25 protein-coding genes are annotated in these 26,516 nt (G+C 42.6%); 7 read left to right on the top strand and 18 right to left on the bottom strand.

Annotation, left to right across the window (positions count from 1 at the left end; all coding sequences use genetic code 11):
* Positions 1 to 141 precede the first annotated feature (141 nt).
* Positions 142 to 762, top strand: a complete 621-nt coding sequence (locus CN378_RS05290) for a YktB family protein (RefSeq protein ID WP_098350887.1) — start codon at positions 142 to 144, stop codon at positions 760 to 762.
* A gap of 60 nt (positions 763 to 822) precedes the next feature.
* On the opposite strand, the gene CN378_RS05285 is transcribed toward CN378_RS05290, so the two are convergent.
* Together CN378_RS05285 and CN378_RS05280 are read right to left on the bottom strand one after the other, a co-directional pair.
* A complete protein-coding gene (locus tag CN378_RS05285; protein WP_098350886.1) occupies positions 823 to 1,095 on the bottom strand; it encodes a UPF0223 family protein in 273 nt (90 codons plus the stop codon).
* Between the two features lie 28 nt (positions 1,096 to 1,123).
* Complete coding sequence (locus CN378_RS05280; protein ID WP_098350885.1) at positions 1,124 to 2,080, bottom strand: NAD(P)H-dependent flavin oxidoreductase; 957 nt, start codon at positions 2,078 to 2,080, stop codon at positions 1,124 to 1,126.
* A 404-nt stretch (positions 2,081 to 2,484) separates the two neighbouring features.
* On the opposite strand from CN378_RS05280, the gene CN378_RS05275 reads away from it, so the two are divergent.
* Positions 2,485 to 3,954: an aminotransferase class I/II-fold pyridoxal phosphate-dependent enzyme gene (locus tag CN378_RS05275; RefSeq protein WP_098350884.1), complete on the top strand. Its 1,470-nt coding sequence runs from the start codon at positions 2,485 to 2,487 to the stop codon at positions 3,952 to 3,954.
* Between the two features lie 97 nt (positions 3,955 to 4,051).
* Here CN378_RS05275 and CN378_RS05270 read toward each other — a convergent pair whose 3' ends face one another.
* From CN378_RS05270 to CN378_RS05260, 3 genes are all read right to left on the bottom strand, one after another.
* Positions 4,052 to 4,171, bottom strand: coding sequence for a GapA-binding peptide SR1P (locus CN378_RS05270; protein ID WP_079531615.1), 120 nt, complete (start codon positions 4,169 to 4,171; stop codon positions 4,052 to 4,054).
* Positions 4,172 to 4,404: 233 nt separating this feature from the next.
* Positions 4,405 to 5,238: a polysaccharide deacetylase family protein gene (locus CN378_RS05265; RefSeq protein ID WP_098350883.1), complete on the bottom strand. Its 834-nt coding sequence runs from the start codon at positions 5,236 to 5,238 to the stop codon at positions 4,405 to 4,407.
* Between the two features lie 65 nt (positions 5,239 to 5,303).
* Positions 5,304 to 5,552, bottom strand: coding sequence for a hypothetical protein (locus CN378_RS05260; protein ID WP_098350882.1), 249 nt, complete (start codon positions 5,550 to 5,552; stop codon positions 5,304 to 5,306).
* Between the two features lie 303 nt (positions 5,553 to 5,855).
* On the opposite strand from CN378_RS05260, the gene CN378_RS05255 reads away from it, so the two are divergent.
* A complete protein-coding gene (locus CN378_RS05255; RefSeq protein ID WP_098350881.1) occupies positions 5,856 to 6,248 on the top strand; it encodes a hypothetical protein in 393 nt (130 codons plus the stop codon).
* A gap of 103 nt (positions 6,249 to 6,351) precedes the next feature.
* On the opposite strand, the gene lpdA is transcribed toward CN378_RS05255, so the two are convergent.
* The 5 genes from lpdA to CN378_RS05230 all read right to left on the bottom strand — a co-directional run bounded on the left by lpdA (position 6,352) and on the right by CN378_RS05230 (position 12,466).
* A complete protein-coding gene (gene lpdA / locus CN378_RS05250) occupies positions 6,352 to 7,761 on the bottom strand; it encodes a dihydrolipoyl dehydrogenase (RefSeq protein WP_098350880.1) in 1,410 nt (469 codons plus the stop codon).
* A gap of 4 nt (positions 7,762 to 7,765) precedes the next feature.
* Positions 7,766 to 9,103 (bottom strand): dihydrolipoamide acetyltransferase family protein, encoded by a 1,338-nt coding sequence (locus tag CN378_RS05245; protein ID WP_098350879.1) that lies wholly within the window; start codon positions 9,101 to 9,103, stop codon positions 7,766 to 7,768.
* Between the two features lie 154 nt (positions 9,104 to 9,257).
* The gene (locus tag CN378_RS05240) at positions 9,258 to 10,235 is read right to left on the bottom strand and encodes an alpha-ketoacid dehydrogenase subunit beta (RefSeq protein WP_098350878.1); all 978 of its coding nucleotides are present in this window, start codon (positions 10,233 to 10,235) and stop codon (positions 9,258 to 9,260) included.
* Positions 10,236 to 10,238: 3 nt separating this feature from the next.
* The gene (pdhA, locus tag CN378_RS05235) at positions 10,239 to 11,354 is read right to left on the bottom strand and encodes a pyruvate dehydrogenase (acetyl-transferring) E1 component subunit alpha (protein WP_034756042.1); all 1,116 of its coding nucleotides are present in this window, start codon (positions 11,352 to 11,354) and stop codon (positions 10,239 to 10,241) included.
* Positions 11,355 to 11,806: 452 nt separating this feature from the next.
* Positions 11,807 to 12,466 (bottom strand): YkyA family protein, encoded by a 660-nt coding sequence (locus CN378_RS05230; RefSeq protein ID WP_257141019.1) that lies wholly within the window; start codon positions 12,464 to 12,466, stop codon positions 11,807 to 11,809.
* 332 nt (positions 12,467 to 12,798) lie between these two features.
* On the opposite strand from CN378_RS05230, the gene def reads away from it, so the two are divergent.
* Entirely contained in the window at positions 12,799 to 13,353 is a 555-nt protein-coding gene (gene def, locus CN378_RS05225; RefSeq protein ID WP_098350877.1) for a peptide deformylase, read from the top strand.
* A 43-nt stretch (positions 13,354 to 13,396) separates the two neighbouring features.
* Here def and CN378_RS05220 read toward each other — a convergent pair whose 3' ends face one another.
* A complete protein-coding gene (locus tag CN378_RS05220) occupies positions 13,397 to 14,167 on the bottom strand; it encodes a Cof-type HAD-IIB family hydrolase (RefSeq protein ID WP_098350876.1) in 771 nt (256 codons plus the stop codon).
* Between the two features lie 909 nt (positions 14,168 to 15,076).
* Between CN378_RS05220 and CN378_RS05215 the strand changes: the two genes are divergently transcribed.
* Both CN378_RS05215 and rnjA read left to right on the top strand, forming a co-directional pair.
* Complete coding sequence (locus CN378_RS05215) at positions 15,077 to 15,283, top strand: DNA-dependent RNA polymerase subunit epsilon (RefSeq protein WP_098350875.1); 207 nt, start codon at positions 15,077 to 15,079, stop codon at positions 15,281 to 15,283.
* A gap of 3 nt (positions 15,284 to 15,286) precedes the next feature.
* Positions 15,287 to 16,954: a ribonuclease J1 gene (rnjA, locus tag CN378_RS05210; protein WP_098350874.1), complete on the top strand. Its 1,668-nt coding sequence runs from the start codon at positions 15,287 to 15,289 to the stop codon at positions 16,952 to 16,954.
* A 47-nt stretch (positions 16,955 to 17,001) separates the two neighbouring features.
* Here rnjA and CN378_RS05205 read toward each other — a convergent pair whose 3' ends face one another.
* The 7 genes from CN378_RS05205 to CN378_RS05175 all read right to left on the bottom strand — a co-directional run bounded on the left by CN378_RS05205 (position 17,002) and on the right by CN378_RS05175 (position 25,296).
* Positions 17,002 to 17,658, bottom strand: coding sequence for a potassium channel family protein (locus tag CN378_RS05205; protein ID WP_098350982.1), 657 nt, complete (start codon positions 17,656 to 17,658; stop codon positions 17,002 to 17,004).
* Positions 17,659 to 17,763: 105 nt separating this feature from the next.
* Positions 17,764 to 18,777 carry a cytochrome d ubiquinol oxidase subunit II gene (locus CN378_RS05200; protein ID WP_098350873.1) on the bottom strand — a complete coding sequence of 338 codons (1,014 nt, stop codon included), beginning with the start codon at positions 18,775 to 18,777 and terminating at the stop codon, positions 17,764 to 17,766.
* Between the two features lie 67 nt (positions 18,778 to 18,844).
* Complete coding sequence (locus tag CN378_RS05195) at positions 18,845 to 20,182, bottom strand: cytochrome ubiquinol oxidase subunit I (protein ID WP_098350872.1); 1,338 nt, start codon at positions 20,180 to 20,182, stop codon at positions 18,845 to 18,847.
* Between the two features lie 225 nt (positions 20,183 to 20,407).
* Positions 20,408 to 22,231 carry an ABC transporter ATP-binding protein gene (locus CN378_RS05190; RefSeq protein WP_098350871.1) on the bottom strand — a complete coding sequence of 608 codons (1,824 nt, stop codon included), beginning with the start codon at positions 22,229 to 22,231 and terminating at the stop codon, positions 20,408 to 20,410.
* A gap of 10 nt (positions 22,232 to 22,241) precedes the next feature.
* Entirely contained in the window at positions 22,242 to 23,996 is a 1,755-nt protein-coding gene (locus CN378_RS05185) for an ABC transporter ATP-binding protein (RefSeq protein ID WP_098350870.1), read from the bottom strand.
* A 205-nt stretch (positions 23,997 to 24,201) separates the two neighbouring features.
* Positions 24,202 to 24,657, bottom strand: a complete 456-nt coding sequence (locus CN378_RS05180) for a TlpA family protein disulfide reductase (protein WP_098350869.1) — start codon at positions 24,655 to 24,657, stop codon at positions 24,202 to 24,204.
* A 96-nt stretch (positions 24,658 to 24,753) separates the two neighbouring features.
* The gene (locus CN378_RS05175) at positions 24,754 to 25,296 is read right to left on the bottom strand and encodes a peroxiredoxin (RefSeq protein WP_098350868.1); all 543 of its coding nucleotides are present in this window, start codon (positions 25,294 to 25,296) and stop codon (positions 24,754 to 24,756) included.
* 350 nt (positions 25,297 to 25,646) lie between these two features.
* Here CN378_RS05175 and CN378_RS05170 point away from each other — a divergent pair, with 350 nt between their 5' ends.
* Positions 25,647 to 26,513: a mechanosensitive ion channel family protein gene (locus CN378_RS05170; RefSeq protein ID WP_098350867.1), complete on the top strand. Its 867-nt coding sequence runs from the start codon at positions 25,647 to 25,649 to the stop codon at positions 26,511 to 26,513.
* The last annotated feature ends 3 nt before the right edge of the window (positions 26,514 to 26,516 follow it).

Raw genomic sequence — 26,516 nt, 5'->3', positions numbered from 1 at the left:
GTTCTGATAATATTTACTACATGTTATGAAATATCCTCTCATCTTGTAACTAAAATGTGCAGACACCCATGGATAAATCGACTGACTACAAGCTTGTATTTCTTTATGGTAAGATATTGATGGAAATAAGGAGGCTACAACATGACATTTAAAGGTTTAACAAAAGAAGATTTCAACGTTTTTAAGATTGGCGGGCTCGAAGCTCGGATGAATTCCATCCAAGAACAGATCAGACCCAAATTAGACTACCTGGGTGAACATTTCGCCCCCACTCTTAGTGCCATGACAGGTGATGAGATGTTTTATCATGTTGCGAAACATGCCAGGCGCTCAGTAAATCCTCCTGATGATACCTGGGTTGCATTCGCGAATAACAAACGCGGTTATAAAAAACATCCTCATTTCCAAATCGGACTATGGGAAACCCATGTATTTATTTGGTTTGCAATGATCTATGAAGCTCCAGGAAAAGCGGAATTCGGTAAAAAAGTTGAAGAAAATGCAGATAAGATCAGATCATTGATTCCTGGTCATTTTGTTTGGTCAGGTGATCACACAAAACCAGAAGCTGCACCCTTCTCTTCTCTGTCAGAAGATGAATTCAATGCTTTGAGTGAAAGAGTTCAAAAAGTAAAAAAAGCTGAACTTCTTTGCGGGCTTCACTTAGATCGGGACACAGCCATTAAGCTTAATGGAGATGAATTAATCCAGGAAGTTGAAAGTGCCTTTGAAACACTTTTACCCCTTTATAAAATGAACTAAACCATATAACTGTAGGGAATAATGCAGAAAGGACGACTGCCGTTTAGGGCAGTCGTCCTTTTATTTCATCGATATTTTTTCAGCGTCCTGAAATTCCTTCATTTTTTTCACTACACGATAGGAAGAATAGCCGCTGGATTCTTCAAATTCATTGCATATCCTTTTCTCTTCTGCTTTCCCGGGTACAATTTCTTTAAAGCGCTTATACCGATTCATCAGGACCTCTCTTGAAACCCCTTTTTCATACGCCTTTTCGATTGCTTCAAAGAAGGCGATGACATCAATGACTTCTTCCGTCGACCAGTCTATATCGAAAGGGTATTGATATTCCATATTGTTTTGCAACTCCTTTGACGATGTATTAATTCCACTTCTTACGAATGTCTTCCCCTTGTGAAATCATTCGCTCGATCAGCTCTTTTACTGTAGGGATGTCCTGGATAAGCCCCATCACTTGTCCTGCCCATGCAAACCCCTGGTCTGCCTCGCCATCGTAAATGTACCGCTTATTCGCCTCACCGCTTATGTATGATTTTAATCCTTCATAGCCTTGGTTCGAAGTTTCAGCATCCAGTATCCGATCGGTCCAGGTGTTTGATATGGCTCTCGCAGGGGCCCCTAAAGATCGTTTAATGACTACTGTACCACTCTCTTCTCCCTCAATCAAGGCACGTTTATACACTTCTGATGCGTGAATGCATTCTTCTGTGGCGATGAATCTTGTTCCCATCTCCACTCCTTCCGCCCCGAAGCTGAGGGCAGCCATTAAGCCTCGTCCGTCTCCCACGCCTCCTGAAGCGATGACGGGTATGGAAACGGCGTCGACCACCCGGGGGATCAGGACGAATGTTCCGATATCATCTTTTCCCAAATGACCTCCCCCTTCCTGTCCAACGACCATGACGGCATCAGCGCCGAGTTCTTCCGCTTTCTCTGCCTGTCTTTTCGAGGCGACCAGAACAAGCTTGACGATATCCTTCCCCTGAAGTTGTTGAAACAGGGGTGTGGGGTTTCCTCCCGTTACGGAAACGACCGGTACATTCTCTTCAATGGCAACGTCGAGAAATCCGCTGAACGGACGCCCGTGTTGACCGATGGCAAAGTTCACTCCGAACGGTTTATCCGTTAAAGACCTGACCTTTATGATTTCTTTACGAAGCTGTTCGGGATTGTCCAGGGACATGGCCGTGATCTGGCCTAGTCCACCTGCATTCGACACTGCCGCAGCAAGGTCCGCATATGCCAGATGAGCAAGCCCTCCTTGTATAATGGGATATTGAATGTTCAATAACTCTGTTACCCGTGTTTTCCAATTCATTTGAATCCCTCCATGCATTCCTTTATTCTCGATGGAGTGGGGAAAATCCTTTTCATGTGCTTGTATAAGTAAAAAGAGATACGATTAGTCTCACATGTAAGCTTTTATCGTTCAAATAGTATGTAGTGTAGATTTTTGGCTCATTCGGGTGAAACGTACGTTTCACCCGAATGAGCCAAAAATCATCGATATCTCTTCTTTGGTTGGTGCTATGAAAAACAAATTACACAATGATGGGCGTATGACTCTATGCAAAGATTTTCTTAAGTGCTATAATTCATTTGTTTGTTGAAAAAATCGTAAGAAAATGTATGAATTTGTGGTCAGAATCCTATATAATGATATCTTTAGCATGTCTGTTGATTTATTGTGCTATGAAAGAATATAAAAAGGTGTTGAATGAATTGTCTCAGAATGAAACGCCGTTGTTTACCGGCTTGATTGAACATAGTAAAAGAAATCCCGTCCAGTTCCATATTCCCGGCCATAAGAAAGGTGCAGGCATGGATCCTGCATTTAAGGAATTCATCGGGGAGAATGCCCTTTCCATTGATTTAATAAATATCGGTCCTTTAGATGATCTCCACCAACCTAAAGGAATGATCAAAAAAGCCCAGGATCTGGCTGCCGAGGCGTTCGGAGCCGATCATACCTTCTTCTCCGTTCAAGGAACAAGCGGAGCGATCATGACAATGGTGATGAGTGTATGCGGTCCCGGAGATAAGATCATCGTTCCAAGAAACGTCCATAAATCCGTTATGTCTGCGATTGTATTCTCTGGAGCCACTCCCATCTTCATTCACCCGGATATTGATGAAGATCTTGGGATTTCTCACGGGATCACGACCGATGCTGTCGCGACAGCGCTGGAGCGGAACCCTGATGCCAAAGGGGTCCTTGTGATCAACCCGACTTATTTCGGGATTTCCGCTGACCTTAAAAGAATCGTGGAAATCGCCCATTCATATAATGTCCCGGTTCTTGTTGATGAAGCACATGGCGTGCACATCCATTTCCATGACGAGCTTCCCTTATCCGCCATGCAGGCCGGTGCTGATTTGGCAGCTACCAGCGTTCATAAGCTCGGGGGATCCATGACACAAAGTTCCGTTCTCAATATGAAAGAAGGGCTTGTTTCTGCAAAACGCGTGCAAACCATTTTAAGTATGTTAACAACGACTTCAACCTCATACTTGCTGTTGGCTTCCCTCGATGTTGCCAGAAAACGACTGGCCACCGAGGGACGGGAGCTCATCACCCAAACGATCGAACTCTCTCAGAATATCAGAAGGCAAATCAATGAAATAGATGGGCTATACTGCGTCGGGGAAGAAATCCTGGGGACGAAAGCCACCTATGCTTATGATCCGACGAAGCTGATTGTTTCTGTTAAGGATCTCGGGATCAGTGGGTTCGATGCGGAGAAGTGGTTGCGAGAGGCTCATAATATCGAGGTTGAAATGTCCGACCTTTACAATATCCTTTGTATCATCACACCTGGTGACACCGAGCGTGAAGGAAACCAATTGGTTTCAGCTTTAAAAGAGCTCGTGACAAGCCTTAAGAAACATGGGGAGATGGCGCCGGTTAAAGTGATGCTGCCTGATATACCTGTCCTGTCCATCACACCGAGGGACGCCTTTTATGCCGATACCGAAGTCATACCAATCGATGAATCCGTAGGAAGAACCATTGCTGAATTCATTATGGTCTATCCCCCAGGCATTCCGATTTTCATTCCTGGTGAGATCATCACTCAGGAAAATATCGATTATATCAAAACCAATATAGAAGCAGGCCTTCCAGTACAGGGACCTGAAGATTATGATTTACGACATTTAAGAGTCATTAAAGAGCACCGTGCCATTCGATGAACAGAAAAAGGATGAAGAAGGCAACCCCCTTCTTCATCCTTTTTATTTATAAGAACCCCTTATAGACACTATTCATACCCACTCCCCTAAGCAGGCATCAATCGTCTAATTCTTTATCGTCGTTGCAATCACAGCAGTTAGAGAATAAAACAGAAACCTTCTCATCTTCATAATGCTCAATTGTGCTAAGGCATGATTGACATACAATTGTTCCCATCTTTTTTCCTCTCCTTCACGTTGTTTTTTGTAAACGCTTTATCTTATCTGCTTCTATAATAATATAACACATTTAAAATATCAAGCCTAAATTGTATAACATATTTAACTTTTTTTACTCATAATCAACCATACTATTAATCATAAAAACTTATGTAAGCGCTTTTTAAATAATGACCACAAAAATGAAAAAAACTGCATAAATGAATGTATTCTCCTATGCAGCTCTTATTATTATTCAATTGTTTTTATCCTGTTTGGATCCAGTGTTTCGTATCCCTTGGCACGCAGCCCCTTGACGATATCTGGTAATGCTTCACTTGTCCACGTACGATCGTGCATGAGCAAATTTGCCCCATTATTAAGAAATGGGCTATTCACCATAATATCCGTAATGGCTTCCTTGTTTTGATACTGTTTCTCCCAATCATATCCGTATGTCCAATTCATCAAGGACATTTTTTCATCTGCTGCAACCTGACGGCTGTAATCCGTGTTTTGCCCGAATGGCGCCCGGAAGAATTTCGGTCTTTCTCCAGTGATGGACTCCACAAGGTCGCTGACAGACAGGATTTCCGTCTTTTGTTCTTCCGGTGAAAGGTCTCTCAAACTGCTATGACTATAGGTATGATTACCAATCATGAATCCCATATCATGGATCTTTTTTAATGTCTCCTTCTCCTCCGGTGTATCAAGGAAATGCCCGTTCACAAAGAAAATGGCCGGCGCATTCAATGCTTTTAAATCTTTTGCCATTTGAAGTGCTTGCCGGTCAGGTGCATCATCAATTGTCAGCAGTACGACTTTAGGATTGGCATCGCCAATTGGAGTGATGCTCCAATTAGCCTCATTTATCTTATAGTCCTGTGTTTGCACCACTTCTTTTGAAGGTTTCACGTCCGTCTCACTTTGGTTCTCTTCTGCTTGTGCACTTTCGCTCGGTTTCTGACTGTCTTCCTTCACTTCAGTCTGGTCAGGTGCCTTCGTCTCCTGGGTGGTGCCGGTTTGTTCACTGCCGCATGCTGTAAGGAGCAGTAGGGTTAATCCGGATGCTAAAATCTTTTTCATGTCTCTCACCTTTCCGTATTCACTTTGAATATTTTAACATATTCTAAAGGGAAACTGGGAAAGAATTAAAATATTTCCATCATATTTTCAAATGCGATTCTGAAAACAAAAAAGCAGGTCAGACTGAACGAGGTAATAAATAATGTAAGCTTTCTTGATTGAACGATTCTTTTTGCTGCCATGAAGGCAAGATAAAAAAACAGGACAAACATAATCCATTTATACTCTACGTGATCCTTCTCAGATATCCATTCCGCTACAGAAAATACACTCCATAATATCATCTGAACCAAAAAAGCAATATACGATTTCATCACCATACATCCTTTGACAGATTAATTTATTTATTCTTTTTCTATTTACCCGTTACAACAAACAAAAACCTCTTGAATCACTCGTATATTGAAATGTTCTCTTAGATCGTTGTATTAACATAGTATATTCTTTAACGATCACTTTCATTATGTATGTCTTTTCAGTTTTGTAACATTTTAATGACTTGGCCCTTTTTCCATTTTCCCTATGATAAAATGTGACGTAAGAACAGATAAATAGTCATTAATTTACAAATTCCAAGCCACCGTTCATAGCATCGTTTTAAGAAAAGAGGATGATGTATGAAACATATATTAACTTTTTTAATACTTAGTGCCCCGATGCTGTTTTTGACTTCATGTGATGATATTTCTTCGAATAAAGTAGTATTGGCAGAGGATCAATTTATTGAAAAACAGGTTATCTTTTTTACGGATGAGGGAAATGTTTCAAGAGAAATACCCTATTACGATGCGATCATTGAGCTTAAGAAACAATACCCTGAGCACTTCAAGAAGTTGAAGGTCGTCAGCTTAAACAAGGAAACCACAAACCGTATCACTGATCATCCCCCCGCTTCCCCGGCCATTGTGGTCGTTGAAAACAATCAAATTATATGTAAAGTAGAAGGGACTATGTCCAAAGAAAGGATTATAAAACCCGTTTCAAGCGCAATAAAAAACTGGGGTCAGTGATATGGGCATTTAAAAAGGACGGTAGCTTAAAATAAGCTACCGTCCTTTTTAGGCGCAAAAAAAGATGATCCCCCCTGAGGAGGATCATCTTCTATTCTTACTATTATTTAATAATATGGATCGGGCTTCCCATAGCAACTTCTGCTGCTTCCATGGAAATTTCACCTAAAGTTGGATGAGCATGAATGGTCATCGCAACATCTTCGGCTGTCATTCCGGATTCAATTGCAAGTCCTAATTCAGCGATCATGTCTGATGCTCCAGAACCAACAATCTGAGCCCCGATGATTAAACCGTCTTCTTTACGGGTCACAAGCTTCATGAAACCGTCACTGGCATTAAGGGCCAATGCACGTCCATTAGCAGCGAATGGGAATTTAGCAGCAGTTACTTCGATGCCTTCTTCTTTCGCTTGAGCTTCAGAATAACCCACTGTTGCCAATTCAGGATCTGTAAAGCACACAGCCGGAATACCAAGGTAGTCGATTTCTGCCGGTTCACCTGAGATGACTTCAGCAGCGATTTTACCTTCGTAAGATGCTTTGTGAGCAAGTGGCGGTCCATCTACGATATCACCGATCGCGAAGATGTTCGGGATGTTTGTGCGGCATTGCTTATCAATTTTGATAACTCCGCGGTCTGTCATCTCGATTCCAACTTCTTCAAGACCGATCTCATCTGTGTTTGGACGACGGCCAACCGTTACTAGAACGTAATCAGCTTCAACTGATTTCTCTTCGCCTTTAACCTCATATTTCACAACGACTCCGCTGTCACTTTCTTCAACGCCTTTAGCCATAGCTTTCGTGACAACTTCAACGCCTTTTTTCTTGAGTTCTTTTTTCACGACCGTTGTCATTTGCTTTTCGAATCCGCTTAGGATATCGTCAGCACCTTCCAGGATCGTTACTTCGGATCCAAGGTTAGCATAAGCAGTACCAAGCTCAGTACCAATGTAACCTCCACCGATGACCACTAGCTTGCTTGGAATTTCTTCCAGGGCAAGAGCACCTGTAGAATCAAGTACACGCTTAGAGAACTTGAAGCTTGGGATTTCAATCGGACGTGAACCAGTTGCAAGAATCAAGTTATTGAACTTATACGTCTGAGCAGAATTGTCATCCATCACGCGAAGTGTATTAGCATCTACAAGGTAAGCTTCACCGCGAACGATTTCTGCTTTGTTTCCTTTAAGTAGACCTTCTACACCCCCGGTTAATTTCTTAACAACTCCGGCTTTCCACTCTTGGACTTTATCGAAATTCACTTTTACGTTTTCAGCAACGATCCCCATGTCATCAGAATGTTGCGCCTGATGAAAACGGTGACCTGCCGTGATAAGAGCCTTAGATGGGATACAACCAACGTTTAAGCATACTCCACCCATGTTTTCTTTTTCAATGATTGTCACTTTTTGTCCGAGTTGTGCAGCGCGGATTGCAGCTACATATCCCCCGGGACCTGATCCGACTACGATTGTATCTGTTTCGATTGGGAAATCTCCTACTACCATTGTATTACGCCTCCATTAATAATAGTTCTGGATCGTTCAACAAACGCTTGATATGGTTAAGTGCATGTTGAGCAGTAGCTCCGTCAATCATGCGGTGATCGAAGCTCAATGATAATGCTAACACAGGTGCCGCTACAATTTCACCATTTTTAACCACTGGTTTTTCTGCAATGCGTCCAACACCAAGGATGGCAACCTCAGGATGGTTGATGACCGGTGTGAACCATTGTCCGCCGGCAGAACCGATATTCGTGATCGTGCATGATGCACCTTTCATTTCATCGCCTGAAAGTTTACCGTCACGCGCTTTACCAGCCAGTTCGTTGATTTCGTTTGAAATTGAGAACATAGATTTGCGGTCTGCATTTTTCACAACAGGTACTAATAGACCTTTGTCAGTATCCGCTGCGATACCGATGTTGTAATAATGTTTTTGTACGATTTCACTTGTAGAATCGTCAATAGAAGTGTTTAGAGCCGGGTATTCACGTAAAGCACTTGTTAATGCTTTTACGATGTATGGTAAGAACGTTAATTTCACACCTTTTTCAGCTGCAACTTCTTTAAACTTCTTACGGTGTGCCCATAGTTTTGTCACATCGATTTCGTCCATCAATGTTACGTGTGGAGCCGTATGCTTGGAATTTACCATCGCTTTTGCGATCGCTTTACGCATTCCACTCATTTTCTCACGAGTTTCTGGGTATTCACCCTCAGGGGCTTTAGGTGCAGCCGCTTTTGAATCTGCTGCTGGAGCTTTTTCTTCTGCTTTAGCTTCTTCTTTCGCTTCAGCAGGTTTAGTGTCTCCGCTTAGGAATGCATCGATATCTTCTTTCACGACACGTCCATTTTTACCTGAACCGGATACTTGACGGATTTCAACGCCGTTTTCTCTAGCGTATTTACGTACTGAAGGCATTGCGATTACTCGCTTATTAGGGTCGACTTCTGCATCGGACTTCTCTTCAGCAGCTTCAGGAGAAGCATCTTTCTTTACATCCTGGCCTTGTTCCGCAGTTGCTTGAACTTGACCTTCCGTCTTCTCTTCGGCTTTTTCTTCTTTCTTGTCTTCTTCCCCGCCTTTGAATTGCAGATCTTCATAACCAGGTGCATCGAACTTGATAAGAGTATCGCCTACAACGGCTACAGTTCCTTCGTCAACAAGAAGTTCTTCAACCGTTCCTGCAACTGGAGAAGGGATTTCAACAACAGCTTTATCGTTTTGCACTTCACATAGTACATCGTCTTCTTCCACTTTATCGCCCGGTTTCACAAACCATTTGACGATTTCACCTTCATGAATACCTTCACCAATGTCTGGTAATTTGAATTCGAATGACATGGACTCGACCTCCTGTATTGAATAATGATTAAAATAGATGAATGTGTTTGTTATATCTGTCTCTGGTTCTTTTATCTATAATTGGAAAAGAGAAGGGTGGAATGCCCTTCTGTTTTCACTTGAATATCAAAGGGGAGCTTGTTTGCCCCACCAATTAGAAGTTAAGTACTTTTTTCGCCGTTTCGATGACGTCTTTGTGGTTTGGTAACCAGATTGGTTCTGCTTGAGAGAAAGAGAACACTGTATCCGGTGCAGCTACACGAAGTACTGGTGCTTCAAGGCTAAGAATCGCACGGTCATTGATCTCTGCAACAACATTCGCTGCGATACCTGCTTGTTTTTGAGCTTCTTGAACCACGATGGCACGGTTTGTTTTTTCAACAGATGCCATGATCGTGTCAATGTCAAGTGGACTTACAGTACGCAAATCGATGACTTCAACTGAATGACCTTCTTTTTCAAGCTCGTCTGCAGCTTTCAATGATTCGTGTACCATAGCTCCGTAAGAGATGATGGTAAGGTCTGTACCTTCACGTTTCACATCTGCCTTACCGATTTCAATTGTATATTCCTCTTCAGGGACCTCTTGACGGAATGAACGGTATAATTTCATATGCTCTAAGAAGATGACTGGGTCATTATCACGGATGGATGAAATTAAAAGTCCTTTAGCGTCGTATGGAGTTGATGGAATAACCACTTTAAGACCTGGTTGTTGAGCCATCAAACCTTCTAAGCTGTCCGCATGAAGTTCTGGAGTATGTACTCCACCACCAAATGGGGAACGGATTGTGATTGGTGATGTATACGTACCACCTGAACGGTAACGCATACGCGCCATTTGTCCGCTAACTGAATCCATTACTTCGTATACGAAACCGAAGAATTGGATTTCCGGTACTGGACGGTACCCTTCTAATGCTAAACCGATTGCTAATCCACCGATTCCTGATTCTGCTAGTGGAGTATCGAATACACGGTCTTCACCGAATTCTTTCTGAAGCCCTTCCGTTGCACGGAATACACCACCGTTTAGACCTACGTCTTCCCCAAAAACTAAAACGTCTTCGTTGTTGCGTAGTTCTGTGCGCAGTGCATCAGTGATCGCTTGAATCATTGTCATTTGCGCCATGGCTTATTTCGACTCCTTCTCTTTGTAGATTTCTAATTGTTCTTTTAAGTTATAAGGAAGCTCTTCATACATGTTGTTGATGAAGTCCGTCACTTTTTGTTTAGGAGCGCTGTCTGCTTCCTTGATCGCTTTTTTGATATCTTCTTTCGCTTCTTCGATTACTTCGTTTTCTTTCTCTTCACTCCATAGGCCTTTGCCTTCAAGGAATTTACGGAAACGTACCAATGGATCTTTCTTTTCCCAATCCGTATCCATTTCTGAAGTACGGTAACGAGTTGGATCATCACCGGCCATTGTATGTGGACCATAACGGTAGCACAGTGTTTCAATCAGTGAAGGACCTTCACCATTCACTGCACGGTTACGGGCTTCCAACGTTGCAGAATAAACCGCTAACGGATCCATACCATCCACTAAGATACCAGGGATACCTGCAGCAACCGCTTTTTGGGCAATCGTGCGTCCTGCTGTTTGCTTGTCGCGAGGAGTAGAGATTGCGAATTGGTTGTTTTGTACGACGAAGATCGCAGGAGCTGCATAAGAACCTGCAAAGTTGATTCCTTCATAGAAATCACCTTGTGACGATCCACCGTCTCCTGTATACGTAATGGCAACTGCTTTCTTACCACGTTTCTTAAGGCCAAGTGCCACACCGGCAGTCTGGATGTATTGAGCACCGATGATGATTTGTGGTGATAATACATTTACACCTTCTGGAGCCTGGTTCCCTTGGAAATGTCCACGTGAGAATAGGAATGCTTTCGCAAGTGGAAGTCCGTGCCAGATGATTTGTGGAACATCACGGTATCCAGGAAGAATCCAGTCTTCCTTCTCAAGCGCGAAGTGAGAAGCGATCTGAGACGCCTCCTGTCCAGCTGTTGGTGCATAGAAACCTAAGCGTCCTTGACGATTCAATGAAATTGAACGTTGATCGAGAATACGAGTATAAACCATACGGCGCATTAATTCCTGAAGATCCTCATCAGAGATCTCCGGCATAGCGTCTTCGTTTACTACTTCGCCTTCTTCGTTCAAAATTTGGAACATTTCAAACTTGTCTTCAATTTGTTCGAGCGTCTTAACTGCATCGAATTGTGCCTTCTTTGATTTAGAAGCCATCGAAGTCACCTATCCTTTCTTTATACATTTATTTTGGTTTTTTTACATACGTAGTTTAGATTACCCAAATTCAGTATGACCTACCACAATACTTGCGGAATACACACACTATTGATAGTTTTCCACAAATACTAAGAAAGAAAACCCGAAATTACATTCGAGTTTATCTGTATCAGTCGAAAATCAATATCGACTAATACAATCATGAATACCTTTCCTAGTTTACAATAAAAAAATTCAGTTAGTCAACGACAAAGTATTATTAATTCGTGTTTCTTAACAATCTCTATCAAACCTTTTACCATTTATTTTCAAAACTGTATCAATACTCAGCTACTCGCTGTTATATATAAACTTAGAACAGGAATACATCTGTTATAGAGTAATGGGATTCATCGCATATAAAAGAAGAAGGAGGGCCCCAGGCCCTCCTTCTTCTTTTATGTACCTGTTTATTCTGACTCTTTGACATCCAGTTCTGCCTTTGAGTAAAATTCTTGTTTTTGTTTGTTGAATTCATCAGTCTTCTTATTATAGTCCTCATTGAACTTCACAATTTTTTCGTATTGTTCATTAATGGAAGCGATTTGTTCCTCAAGCTCATCCATTGTAAGGTCTTTCTTTTTGAACATATTATAAAGTTCTTTATCGAGAGACAAGGCCTCTAAATAAGAAGAGGTTAGCTTTTCATGAAGCTGATAGCGTTCTTCCATCGTTTTTTTGAGCTTTTCAGCTTCTTTTTTAAGATCTTCATTTTCTAACTTATCAAAATAACCGTCTGCTTTCGCAAACTCTTTCTTGGCTTCACTCATGGACTTACGTTCTTTTTGGATATAATCTTTTCTTTTGTCGATGTTGTCCAGAGCTTCATCAGAAAGCTTTACAATTTGGTCAAACTCTTTCATTCCAAGATCCATGATTTTCGTATAAATCTCTTTTTCCTTTTCTTCTAATTCTTGAAGAGGCTTTTGAACGTCAACATATTGACTTTCCTTGGCCACGGTTTCTTCAAGAACATTATACACATTTTCTTCGGGTGAAGAACCACCGACACAGCCCATCAGAACAAAAATAGCGGCTCCTAAAATGAAAGCAAAACGAAATTTCGACACAACTTGATCCCCCTTAACTATTTACCACCTTCTACTATATCTATGTCTACATCTTTTGACAATAGGGATTTACAACTGTGGAAAAAAATGTCGATTGGACTATTCTTCCTATTAAAATAATTATGTCTTTTTGCCTTGGATTATTCCAGTTACGATCGAATCTCATTCATTAACTTTTTCAAAGGAAAATGATAGACTATTATCATACATAATAGATTATCTTAATACGTAAAGTAGAGAAGGGATCATCAAATCGGCCCTGTCTTTTTTGTGTTATGAGAGACATGGCCTAGCTATATTTCTATCTCTATTGTACCTGAGGAGGAAAAACAATGATTACGATGAATGACATCATCCGTGAGGGTCACCCCACTTTAACCATGGTGGCCAAGGAAGTGGTACTCCCGCCATCTGAGGAAGACCGGGAAACACTGAGAAGCTTATTAGAATATGTCATAAATAGCCAAGATCCAGAAACGGCAAGCAAATATGGTCTACGACCTGGAATAGGACTTGCTGCACCTCAGATCAACGTTTCAAAACGGATGCTTGCTGTCAACGTCACGGACAACCAAGGAAAGTTATACAGCTATGCCTTATTCAATCCGAAAATCATCAGCCATTCCATAGAGAAAGCCTATTTAACTTCCGGGGAAGGCTGTTTATCCGTTGATCGGAATGTACCGGGCTTTGTTCCCAGGTATGCGAGAGTGACGGTGAGGGGATGGGATATGGACGGTAATGAAGTGAAGCTTCGTCTTAAAGGACTGCCGGCCATCGTATTCCAACATGAAATCGATCACTTGAACGGAATCATGTTCTATGATCACATCAATCAGAATAATCCATTCGAACCGATTCCGGATGCCATTGCCATTGAGAGATAAACCAAAAAAAAGCCTCCCGCCACCGGGAGGCTTTTTGAATGACCTAAATTAATTCAAGTTTTTTCAAACCGTGATATATGCCATCATCATCCACATGTTTTGTGATTAGATCTGCATGCTTTTGGACTTCCTGTACGGCATTTCCCATGGCAACGCCGGTCCCGACCGATTGAATCATTTCAATATCATTCAAACCGTCCCCGAATGCATAGACGTCTTCCATGTTGAATCCGAGCTTTGCAATCATTCTTTTGATCCCCTCGGCCTTTGATCCACCTTTTGGAAGGATATCCATGGAGAACTGATGCCAGCGGATGAAGGTGAAATCTGTGTACTTCTCCCGATAAAATCCTTCTTCTTCCTTTGTGCAGAACAATAAAGATTGGTAAATGTCTCTTCCTTTATAAAAATCAGGGGCAAACCCTGGATGAGGAAATTTCAGACTGTTCATACTCTCTTGGATATACTCATGATGCTTATGGTTTGATTTCATCGTTTGATGATTCAAATGCACGACAGGATGCTCTTTCGTGTAGGTATCCTCCAATAACTCTTCGAGCAGTTCAACCTTCAACGGATTGGTGTAGATGACTTCATTTTCAAACACCACATATTGACCATTGAAAGAAACGAAGGATTCGATTCCCAGTTCTTCTCTCAAACTCTCATACATAAAAGGAGCTCTTCCAGTGGCGATCGCAACATACGTCCCGTTCGCCTGCAGTGTCCGGATGGCTTCTTTTGTTGCCTGGGGCAATTTCTTATCGTGATCAAGCAGCGTACCGTCTATATCAAAGAAAACTATTTTAGACATGACCGTTCTCCTTTTCAAAGTATTCAATTCTGAATCTATTTTACCCGTTGTTTAAGGTAATCCTTTACGATATAAATGTCAATGAAGACACCCAAACCGAACGATTTACCAAACTTAACCATGTAAGAGATTCGATAAATTCCGTACAATATAAGTAACACAACAGAGACGTCTGTATTATTGTTCCTTTACTTCAAAGGAAAATCTCGGTAAACTATTGATAAGGAGTGATCCACCATGTTAAAGAAGCTCAGAAAGAAGCTTTTAAAACAGTGGAAAGAATTGCTTAGAAAAAAAACGATCGCATAAAGAAGAGGTCGACTTCAGGCATACTCACTACTAGAATGCAGGTTTCTTGGATATACTGACAAACATTACTGAGGTGCATAAGGGACTGACGCCACTTGTGAGCTTTTCATCTCCACTGGCATTGGTCCCTCTTCTATCTTTCGCATGAGTTAGTATGGGATTATTCAAAAACTTTATTTACATGAGAGAATCCTTTATAATTTATTACATACATAAATTAGATGATTCATTCCTATTTGAATGATAGGCTATTATATAAGAGTTTGAAGCACTGCCGGTCATGGATCATTCTGGTGAAACCCGTTTTCACCCGCCCTTCATCCTGAAAGGTCGCCCTGTGTTAAGGAAATGATTCCCTGATGAAAGATCGTTTTTTTACCACAGGGCGAAAATGAGCCATAACTGAACATCGTCATGTTCAGACCGCACAGGTATGCTCCAGCATCCGGCCCCCACTGTCATGGAACAACCTCCCGGAAAGAAGGAGCTTTGTTTTCATGACGCCCGTGGGCCTAAGATGACCCTTATGTTATGTAGTTGATAACTTTTTTATCATAGATGAAAGTTAGATTTTTTGAAAACGGATAAGGAGAGAGAAAAATGATTTTTAAAGTATTTTATCAAGAAAGTAAAGCAGAAGTGCCTGTTCGCGAATGCACTCAATCTCTTTACATGGAAGCAGAATCAGAACGTGAAGTACGCCTGAATTTAAAAGACAAACCGTATAACATCGAATTCGTACAAAAGCTTGAGGGCGCTTTTTTAGAGTATGAACAAAACCACCATTCTTTCGAGTTGGAGCAATAATTCATGAAATTTGTTAAGAATGACCAAACCGCTGTATTTGCCCTTGGCGGTTTAGGTGAAATCGGTAAAAACACATACGGCGTACAATTCCAAGACGAAATCATCCTGATCGATGCAGGAATCAAATTCCCTGAGGACGAACTGCTCGGTATCGATTATGTTATCCCAGATTACACATATCTCGTGAAAAACGTGGATAAAATCAAGGGTCTATTCGTCACTCACGGACACGAGGACCATATCGGTGGAATCCCCTATTTACTTCGCGAGTTAAATATCCCAATATACGGTGGGAAGCTTGCACTGGGTCTTATCAAGAATAAGCTTGAAGAGCACGGATTATTACGTAATGCGAAACTAAACGTCATCCAGGAAGATGATATCATTAAGTTCCGCAAAACATCAGTCACCTTCTTCAGAACAACACACAGCATTCCTGATTCTTACGGAATCGTTGTCAAAACACCACCTGGTAATGTTGTGCACACCGGTGACTTCAAATTTGATTTCACGCCGGTTGGTGAACCCGCGAACTTGACCAAAATGGCTGAAATCGGAAAAGAAGGCGTCCTTTGTCTTCTGTCTGACAGTACAAACGCTGAAGTTCCAAACTTCACCATGTCAGAGCGGAAAGTCGGAGAAAGCATCAATGACATTTTCCGTAAAGTGGATGGTCGGGTCATCTTTGCTACATTCGCTTCGAATATCCACCGTCTTCAACAAGTGGTCGAAGCGGCAGTGTTCCATAACCGTAAGGTCGCTGTTTTCGGAAGAAGCATGGAAGCGGCCATCACGATTGGACAGGAATTGGGCTATATCAATGCGCCTAAAGATACATTCATTGAGCACAACCAGATCAATCGCCTTCCAGCGAATGAAGTAGCCATTCTATGTACAGGTTCCCAAGGTGAACCGATGGCGGCACTCTCAAGGATCGCAAACGGCACCCACCGTCAAATCCAGATCCAGCCTGGTGATACTGTTGTATTCTCTTCTTCACCAATCCCGGGGAATACAATCAGCGTAAACCGTACGATCAACCTTTTATATCGTGCAGGTGCTGAAGTCATCCATGGACCGTTAAGTGATATCCATACATCCGGTCACGGTGGACAACAAGAGATGAAGCTGATGCTCCGTCTGATGAACCCAACCTTCTTCATGCCGATACACGGTGAATTCCGTATGCAGAAGATGCACGCTCAGCTTGGGGTGGATTGTGGAGTGCAAGAGGAAAACTGCTTTATCATGGATAACGGTGAAGTCCTTGCACTGAGCAATGATTCAGCACAGGTAGCCGGGAAGATCCCATCAGGGAATGTCTATATCGACGGAAGCGGAATCGGTGATATCGGGAATATCGTCCTTCGTGACCGCCGTATCCTTTCAGAAGAAGGACTTGTGATTGTCGTTGTCAGCATCGACATGAAGGATTTCAAAATCGCTTCCGGCCCGGACCTTATCTCAAGAGGTTTCGTTTATATGCGTGAATCAGGTGATCTGATCAATGAAGCACAGACTCTCATTTCTAAACACCTGAACAAAGTTCTTGAAAGAAGAACATCGCAATGGTCAGAAATCAAGAATGAAATCACGGATACACTGGCTCCATTCTTATATGAAAAAACAAAACGACGTCCAATGATCTTACCAATCATCATGGAAGTGTGATAATAAAAGAAGAGGCTGACCACTATGGTCACGCCTCTTCTTTCGTTTTATAAAACCTTTTTCTCAAATCGGTTAATATCCGTATCGGCCCCGATGACAATAAGAATGTCCCCTACACGGATTTGTTCGTCGGCTTGAGGAGAAACAATGATATCCTTTTCCCTTTTAATCGCCACGATGTTGATCCCGAATTGGGCCCTGATATCTAAATCGATCAGGGAGTTTCCACTCAGATTTTCATTGGCCACTATCTCCACGATCGAGTGTTCATCTGACAACTCAAGATAATCGAGTACATTATTGGAAATGATATTATGAGCAATCCTTCTTCCCATGTCCCTCTCCGGATGGACCACTTGATTCGCTCCAATTTTACGGAGGACCTTTTCATGATAATCATTTTGTGCTTTCACCGTAATTTTCTTTACGCCGATTTCCTTTAACATGAGCGTCGTTAATACGCTCGACTGGATATCGTCCCCAATCGCGACGATCACGTGATCGAAATTACGGATCCCCAGGCTCTTCAAGACGGACTCATCGGTCGAATCCGCAACCACCGCATGTGAAGCGATGGAAGAAAATTCATTCACCTTGTCCTCATCATGGTCGATGGCCATGACCTCCATGCCTTGATCTGTCAAAGATCGCACAATGCTGCCTCCGAATCGGCCCAGACCTATAACTACAAACTCTTTTTTCACCATTTATCCCCCCGCACTCTCTATGACTATATTTTAGCATAAAAAAAAGGAGAAAATGAAATTTCTCCCTTTTCTTTTCTGTATTTCATTCAAGTCCCATTCGCGCTACTTGTTTCCTTTCACATAATCGGCATCGAACAAGAATAGCCTCATTAATAGATAAAGGGAAGGGATCAGTAACAGCAAACCGGCAATAAACACAATGACCAGGGCCATCCCCATCGTCGGGTTTGTGACACCCGTTTCAATCGTGATGAACGGCTTGAGGATGTATGGTAAATGCGATGCCCCATAGCCGAAGAAGGCAAAGAAGAATTGCAGCATGACCAGGGTGAACGCAAGTCCATGATGCTTCCTCCTATATATGAAAAGGGACGCTCCGAGAAAGCAGACAAGGGATAAAGCGAACATCCACCATATATCAATGGCACTGGTAAAATGCTCGGGATTATGTTCTCTCAAAGACACGAACACCAATAAACTTGCTAAAATCGTCGGAGGGCTCCAGAATAGTGAAAACTTCCTCAGTTCCTCCCTCGAATCCATATCCCCTGCGCGATTCGCATAGTAGGTCAAAAATGTCGCACTGATAAATAAAACTGATACAATCGACAGGACGACTACGCTCCATGAATAAGGACTCGTAAACAGTTCACGGGCCAGGAAAACGACCTTATCACCCTGCTCCTCCAAAAAACCGCCCTCTGATATGGTCAATGCCGTTGATAATGAAGCAGGAATCAATAACCCCGTGGCTCCATATAAAAACAAGTAGACGATATTGTCTTTAGAACCATAGTTTCCGAAAGCATAAAAGCTCCCCCTGATGGCAAGCAGGATGATCGCGATACTCCCCGGAAGCAATAATGCCGTCCCATAATAATAAGCTGCATCTGGAAAAAAACCGACCAAACCGACAAAAAAGAAGACAAAAAAGACGTTCGTCACTTCCCATACAGGAGAAAGATACCGACTTATCAATACGTTCAACGTATGCTCTTTCCCTTTTATTCTACCGTAAAAGGCGAAGAAGCCGGCTCCAAAATCAATCGAAGCCACTATCAGATACCCGTACAGGAAAATCCACAAGACCGTGATCCCCACGATTTCCAAGCTCATACCCATTCCTCCCTCTACAAACTCAATTCGTAAGGGCACCTTCCGTGGAAGGCGCCTATTAGACTAATTAACTCGCTTTCTTTGGAAATCGTTGTTCCAACTCAGCCTCTGCAGGCCTATTTTTAAACATTTTAATCAATACAACGACGCATAGGATACCTAGAAGAACGTAGAGACCTACAAACAGCGCGAACGTTAAGCCCACTCCATCTGCCTTTGTTGCTGCCTCCGCCACTTTCATATATCCTCTCAAAATCCATGGCTGGCGTCCGACCTCTGCATAAATCCAACCAAATTCGATTGCGAGCATCGCCAGGGGTCCACTCGCAACAATTCCCCATAACAACGGCTTGTTCCATTCATTCCGTTTTTTCCATTTCCAAAATAAGATGTATGCCGCTGCAATGAAGATGCTGTAAAACCCGATTGAAACCATAAGGTCGAATAAATAATGGACCCATAAGGGCGGCCGCTCATCTTCAGGAAATTCATTCAGTCCAATGACCTCTGTATCGAAGGAACTACCTGCCAGGAAGCTCAGGAATCCCGGCAACCGAATCTCATTATGGACTTCATTATTTTCATCTAGGGTTCCAAACACAATCAAATCGGCGTTCTCTTCCGTCTCGAAATGCCACTCAGCCGCCGCAAGCTTTTCTGGCTGGTACTCAGCCAGGAACTTGGCCGACAGATCACCGGCAATGGCTGTGGCAAATGCAAAGATGAGCGCGGAAACCATCGTTAAACGAAGGGCCTTCTTATGATAGTCCCCTCCCTTTTTACGGAGAATCGCAAATGCCGTAATCGCGGCAAGGATGAGGGCTGAAGTTAAGTACGCAGTCGTTAATACGTGAAACACTTTTGTTGGTGTCGCAGGATTTAACATCGCTGCAATTGGATCGATCTCAATCGCTTTTCCATCTTTCAATTCAAATCCCTGTGGCGTATTCATAAACGCATTCACCGTTGTAATGAATAGTGCGGAAGCCGAAGAACCGATCATCACGGGAATCGTCAGCAGCCAGTGAATCCACTTATTCTTGAATCGGTCCCACGTATAAAGGTAAATCCCCAAGAAAATCGCCTCAAAGAAAAACGCAAAAGTTTCCATGAATAAAGGCAGGGCGATCACCTGTCCGGCCACCTGCATGAACGATGGCCATAACAGGGACAGCTGAAGTCCTATGGCTGTACCGGTCACAACCCCGACTGCCACCGTGATGGTAAATCCCCTCGCCCATCTTCGGGCAAGCAAAAGGTAATGAGGATCATTCCGCTTGATACCCATAAACTCGGCTATCGAAATCATGACAGGAACCCCCACCCCAATCGTTGCAAAAATAATATGGAATGCAAGGGTTGTCGACGTAAGCATCCTACTTAAAATCACACTATCCAACACCATTCTATACTCCCCCTACCGAATTACTTTTTATCGTAAACAGCTCTTTCCTACTGTTTATCACTTATTGTCCATTATAAAACCTGGGATTAAGTTTGTGAAGTATTGAACATGAATATTTTGTGACATATTTCACAAATAAAATTTCGCAAATACCCATGTTCCCCTATCCAATCAAATTCCAACACAAAAAACCCCACACACCAGTGTGGGGCCAAAACATGTTATTTACATCGCTTCAAGCATCCTGAACTGCGATTTAACCAACTCATAATAATCTCCCTGCTGCTCCATCAGTTCGTCATGGTTCCCGGACTCTTTGATTCTTCCATTTTCGAGGACAAAGATATTGTCGGACTCACGAATGGTGGATAGGCGGTGGGCGATGATGATCGCGGTCCTGCCGTTCAGCAATTTCTTCAGTGCGTTTTGTATCTTCACTTCTGTCTCTGTATCGATGGATGCGGTCGCTTCATCCAGGATGATGATGCGCGGATTCGCCAAAAGGGCACGTGCAAAGGACAATAATTGTCTTTCACCGACGGATAACACATTTCCCCGTTCCTCGACTTCGGTTTCGAAGCCGTTTGAGAGCTTCTCGATGAATTCATTGGCACCGATCGCTTCGGCTGCCTTCATGACCTCTTCATCCGATGCATCCGGGCGTCCGAATCGGATATTATCCATGATCGTTCCTGAGAAGATGAATGTATCCTGCAGGACGATACTGATTTGACTTCGTAAACTTGAAACGGACGCATCCCGTAAATTCACTCCATCAATTTTCACCACCCCATTCGTCGGATCGTAAAACCGGCTGATCAGGTTGGCGATCGTCGTCTTTCCTGATCCTGTATGACCGACCAGTGCCACGGTTTGACCGGCCTTCATTTCAAGGTTGATATTCTGGAGTGCTTTTCGTTTATCATCATAAGAGAATTCAACATTTTCGAATTGAACCCTTCCTTTGATGTCCGTCAGATTCAATGCATTCTCCTTTTCATTGACAATCGGTTGTTCATCCAGGAATTCGAAGATACGCTCTGACGAAGCCATCCCGATCAGGAGCTGATTGTACACCTGCCCGAGTCTCGAGATCGGCTCCCAGAACATGCCCAGATAAAATGCAAACGAGACGAATTCACCAAGTTCCAGTGAACCATTTTGAATCAGATGGGCACCGAACCAAATGAGTACGGCTGTTCCGATTGCGTTCGTTAATTCAACCAGTGGACGGAACATGGCATTTTTCTTTGTCGCCGTTCGCCAGCTGTCGAAATTCTCTGTATTGACCCCATCAAAGAACACCATATTTTCTCTTTCCTGTGTAAATGATTGGGTCACCCGGATTCCCTGGATGCTTTCATTCAGATGGGAATTAAGCTTTGATTGCTTGAGCCTGACCAACTGCCAGGATTTCCGTATGTTTTTCCGCAAGCTTGTAGAGATGAAGAACATGATCGGCAAGATGACCATGACGGCCAGCGTCAATTCCGGACTTAACGTAAAGAGAATCACGATGATTCCAATGAGCAGGATGATGTCCATCAGGAGATTGATGACACCATTTGTAAACAGCTCTTGCAGGGAATTGATGTCATTCATGATCCGGACAAGGATGGAACCTGCGCTCCGCTGATCAAAGAAGCGGTGGGAAAGCCACTGGACATGACTGAATAAATGCTTTCTCAGATCATATATGACCCCCTGGCCCAATTGATTCATCCATCTTATCCGGAGGACATTGGCCACATAATTCAGAACATACAGTCCCGCTATGACTCCGACTAAGGTGAATAAGAGATTCCCATCTTTCTGCCTGATGGCCTTGTCGAGGGTGTACACCCCGATCAGGATCGGAATGATCAAACGGACGGCCGTTGTAATCAGAACGGTGATGATGGAAAGTGGCAGCAGTTTTTTGGAATATGGTTTTAAATAGGTCAATAACCGATAGAGCTGTTCCCAGTTGAATGGTTTATCGATTATTTGATCGGTTGAGTAGTGGAATCTGCTCAGTATATTTTTATTCACTTTATTTTTCTTACTCAATTCCCTTCACCTACCCTTCCTGAGTTTGTAATATTTTTTTTTGATCTTTGTATTGGATATCATAAATCCGTTGATAAGGTCCGTTATTCTTCAGTAAGAAATCATGGACCCCTCTTTCAACGATTTTCCCGTTTTCAAGGACAAGGATTTCGTCTGCATGCTTTAATGAAGATATCCGGTGTGCGATGATAAAGGTCGTTCGATCGGACATGACCTCTTTCATCCCTCTTTGAATCCTGAATTCCGTTTCCATGTCCACAGCGCTTGTGGCATCATCCAGAATCAGGATCGACGGGTCTGCACAAATGGCCCTCGCGATGGCAATCCGTTGTTTCTGACCACCTGAAAGACCCAAGCCCCGTTCTCCCAGTCTTGTATCATACCCATCAGGCAATTCCGAAATGAAATCATGGGCCTCGGCACGTTTCGCTGCCTCGATGATTTCCTCCATGGATGCTTCAGGACGGCCATAGGAAATATTGGCTTTGATGGTGGAGGAGAATAAGAATGATTCCTGCAGGACGAATCCGATATTTTGACGGAGTGATTGTAACGAATAATCTTTGACATCCCTTCCATCAATGAGGATTTCACCTTCTTCCGGCTCATAAAAACGGGTGATAAGCTGGGTGATACTTGTTTTACCTGAGCCTGTGCCCCCGATCAGACCGATGACCTTACCAGGTTCTGCTTTAAAGGAAATATCCTCAAGGGCTGCTTCGTCATGCACCGTGTAATTCAGTGATACATGTTTGAACTCCACTTCGCCTTTCAATCGGTCAACGTGAATGACATCCCCATGATCCTTAATCTTTTCATCCACTTCGAGAATCTCCAATAATCGCTCCCCTGATGCCTTGGATTGAGAGAAGAGATTGATCGTGAATCCGAGATTCATGATCGGCCAGATGATATACCATACCAAACTGTAAAACGCGACAAGCTCACCCGGCTGAAGGTTGCCGTTCATCACCAGGTAACCTCCATATGCAAGGAGTGTCACGACACTTATATTTCCCAGGAATTCCATCAATGGAAAGTATTTTGCCCAAATATCCGAGGTGAAAAGGTACTTATCTTTATAATCACCGTTTGAACGGTTGAATTTATTGATTTGGAAATCTTCACGGGACAATGATTTCACCGTATTGATTCCAGAGATATTTTCTTGTACATTCGTATTCAGCTTTCCAAAGGACTTCCGGATCCCGCGGAACGCAGGATGCACTGCCTTATCGAATTTGTACACGGCGATAGCCAGGAATGGCAGCGAAACCAGGGTGACAAATGTCAAAGAAGGAGAATAGTAGAACATCACCCCGAAACTGACCGTCACAAGCATGAAGAAGCGGAGCAGCTCCGAAAAACCAAAGGATAAGAAAAAGCGGAAAGCTTCCACATCAGCCGTCAAGCGGGACATCAAATCCCCTGTTTTGGCGTTATCATAGTAACTGAATGGGAGAAACTGAAGCTTCTCATACAATTCATTTCTCAGTCGGTAGACAGAGGTGATACCGAAAAGGTCCCCATTATATTGTTGAATGAACGTGGCGATCCCTTTCACCACCATGATGCCGATAAAGCCGAATGCCAAGTACGGGATCCACTCATATTTCCCCTGCAAAATAACATCATCAATCGTTATTTGTAAGATCATCGGATAGACCACTGTAATGCCCGTAACAAAAATCAAGAAAATCATTGAAACGATAAAATGCCTTTTATATGGCCAATAAAAGGCTTTCAATTTTTTAAAAGTATCCATAATTCCTCTCCCTTCCATCTTCCATAAAAAAACAACGTACTACTAAATATATCGGCTTTCGAAATATTTATCTACCCTTTTTTTAGAATTTTTTACTTTTTATGAATTCTCCCTTAAGTCTTACTATTCATATTCATTGTAAAAATGTTCCCACAAAAAAAGATCGGTCTTTTGACCGATCTATCCTCCACATTATGTTTGAACTTTATTCGCTTTTTTCCATTTCATCCAGTACACGGTTGACACGCTTTTCGAGCATTTTCATTCCGCTTCCCCCAGCCTGGAAGTGACGAAGATTCCCCTCTTTATCGAATACATAATAAGCTGGTACATATTGATTCTCAAAAGCATCTGTCAGTTTATGCTCACTGTCCACAAAGATCGGCTGAGTGATGTCATGCTGAGCTGCGACCTTCTTGATTTCCTCTAGGTTTAAATCATCTTCAGATCGTGGCATATGAACAGCCATTACATTCAGTTTATCGCTGTAACGATCACGAAATTCGTTTACTTGTGGCATGGCTTCTTTGCAAAGGTGACAAGAGATGGACCAGAAGTGAATGAGGGTCGGTTTTTCCCCTACCAGATCCTCTTTTGTCACTTCTCCATTCAACCATTCAGTAGCGCCCGTCAATTCTGGCATAGGTGTACGAAGCTTCATTAATATAGCCTCCTTCAATCAATATGGTTTCTATTATTTACGGGATGTGATAACAAAAAGGCCTAACAAACGGTTAGACCTTTATTCATTTGGAAATTATAAAGTTTTTTGACCAGGCTTCCAGTTTGCAGGGCAGAGGCCGCCGGTTTGAAGCGCTTGAAGTACACGCAGAGTTTCTTCAACATCACGGCCGATGTTGTTGTGAAATACTGCCTGATATTGAAGTTCACCCTCTGGGTTGATGATATAAAGGCCACGAAGAGCAACACCTTCTTCTTCAATCAGGACACCATATTCACGGGATACGGAATGGTTTGTATCCGCCGCTAATGGATAGTTTAATTCTCCGATACCGTTCTCTTTGCGGTCGGTGTTGATCCATGCTAAGTGTGTATGAATAGTGTCTGTAGAGACACCAATGATTTCTGCATCTAAATCTTCGAACTCATCGTAACGGTCTGACATTGCTGTAATTTCCGTCGGACATACAAATGTGAAGTCCATTGGATAGAAGAACAATACTGTCCATTTATCATTTTTCATATTTTCCTCTAAAGATACTTTACCGAATTCTTTGTTTGGCATTACAGCGTCCATTTCAAAACGTGGAGCTTGTTTACCAACCATGCGTTCTGCCATGAATAAATCCCTCCAATGAGTGTTTGATGAAATATTTTGTGAAAGGCAGACATCGAAGCCTGTCCTTTTCAATCACAATTTTCATTATATAGGATTGGGTTTTATTAGTCAATTATACTAAATATAACATTATAATCATTATAATGTAATTGAATCATCCCTTATTTGTTTTTCCCTATTCAGCAGGAATCTACTCTCTCCATCGAGGAATTAACATCGGATAAAAGGTTATCATCTGCTTACCTTGGGAATATATCAATATGCTTTAAAGGGAGGTCTCCTTTGACATAACCCATGGAGTATTGTGTATACTATAATGGTCATCATTTAATAGGAAAGGATGTTTTGGTTTGGAATACATATTTGGTCTTACCGCTTTAAGTGATCGACTTTCCAATTTTAATTGGGGCGGTCTTTTAGTGACGATCGGAATAGGTGCCTTGCAAATCCTGGCGATTTGGATCGCTTTTATCATTGTAAAGGGAGCAGCCAACAAAGTGATCGAAAGGATCTTTGACAAGTATCGAAAAAGGAACGATGTGTCTGAGGGACGTGCGCAGACATTACAGGGTCTTTCCAAGAACATAGTCGGTTATATCCTGATATTCGTTTTCTTCGTTACGATTCTACAAATCTTCGGTATAGAGGTAACGGCGATCCTTGCCGGGGCAGGGATTGTCGGACTGGCCGTCGGGTTCGGTGCGCAAGGGCTGGTAAGCGATGTCGTTACAGGATTCTTCATTCTTCTTGAGAAGCAAGTTGACGTCGGTGATTATGTGTCGACGGGGAGCTTCTCTGGAATCGTGGAAGAGGTCGGTTTACGGACGACGCATATCCGCGGATTCGATGGAACCCTTCATTATGTTCCGAACAGGGAAATTACGAGTGTCAGCAACCATTCCCGTGGAAACATGAGAGCACTTGTCGATATCGGGATTTCATATGACGATGACATCGATAAGGCAATGGTCGTGCTTCAGCAGGTATGCGATACGATTGCCAGGGAAGATGATAATATTGTCGATGGTCCAAATGTGCTGGGCGTTCAGACACTTGGTGCCTCCGATGTTGTTCTCCGGGTATTATGCAAAACGAAAAACATGGAGCAATGGGGAGTGGAAAGAAAGCTTCGAAAGGCACTGAAAGAAGCTCTCGATCAAAATGGAATCGAAATACCTTATCCTCATCAGGTTTACATTGAGAAAAAAGAAGACTGATGA

The sequence above is a fragment of the Bacillus sp. AFS015802 genome (assembly GCF_002561455.1).
In the GTDB taxonomy this organism is placed as follows: Bacteria; Bacillota; Bacilli; order Bacillales; family Bacillaceae_B; genus Rossellomorea.
This window is presented reverse-complemented; position numbering and strand designations above follow the sequence as displayed.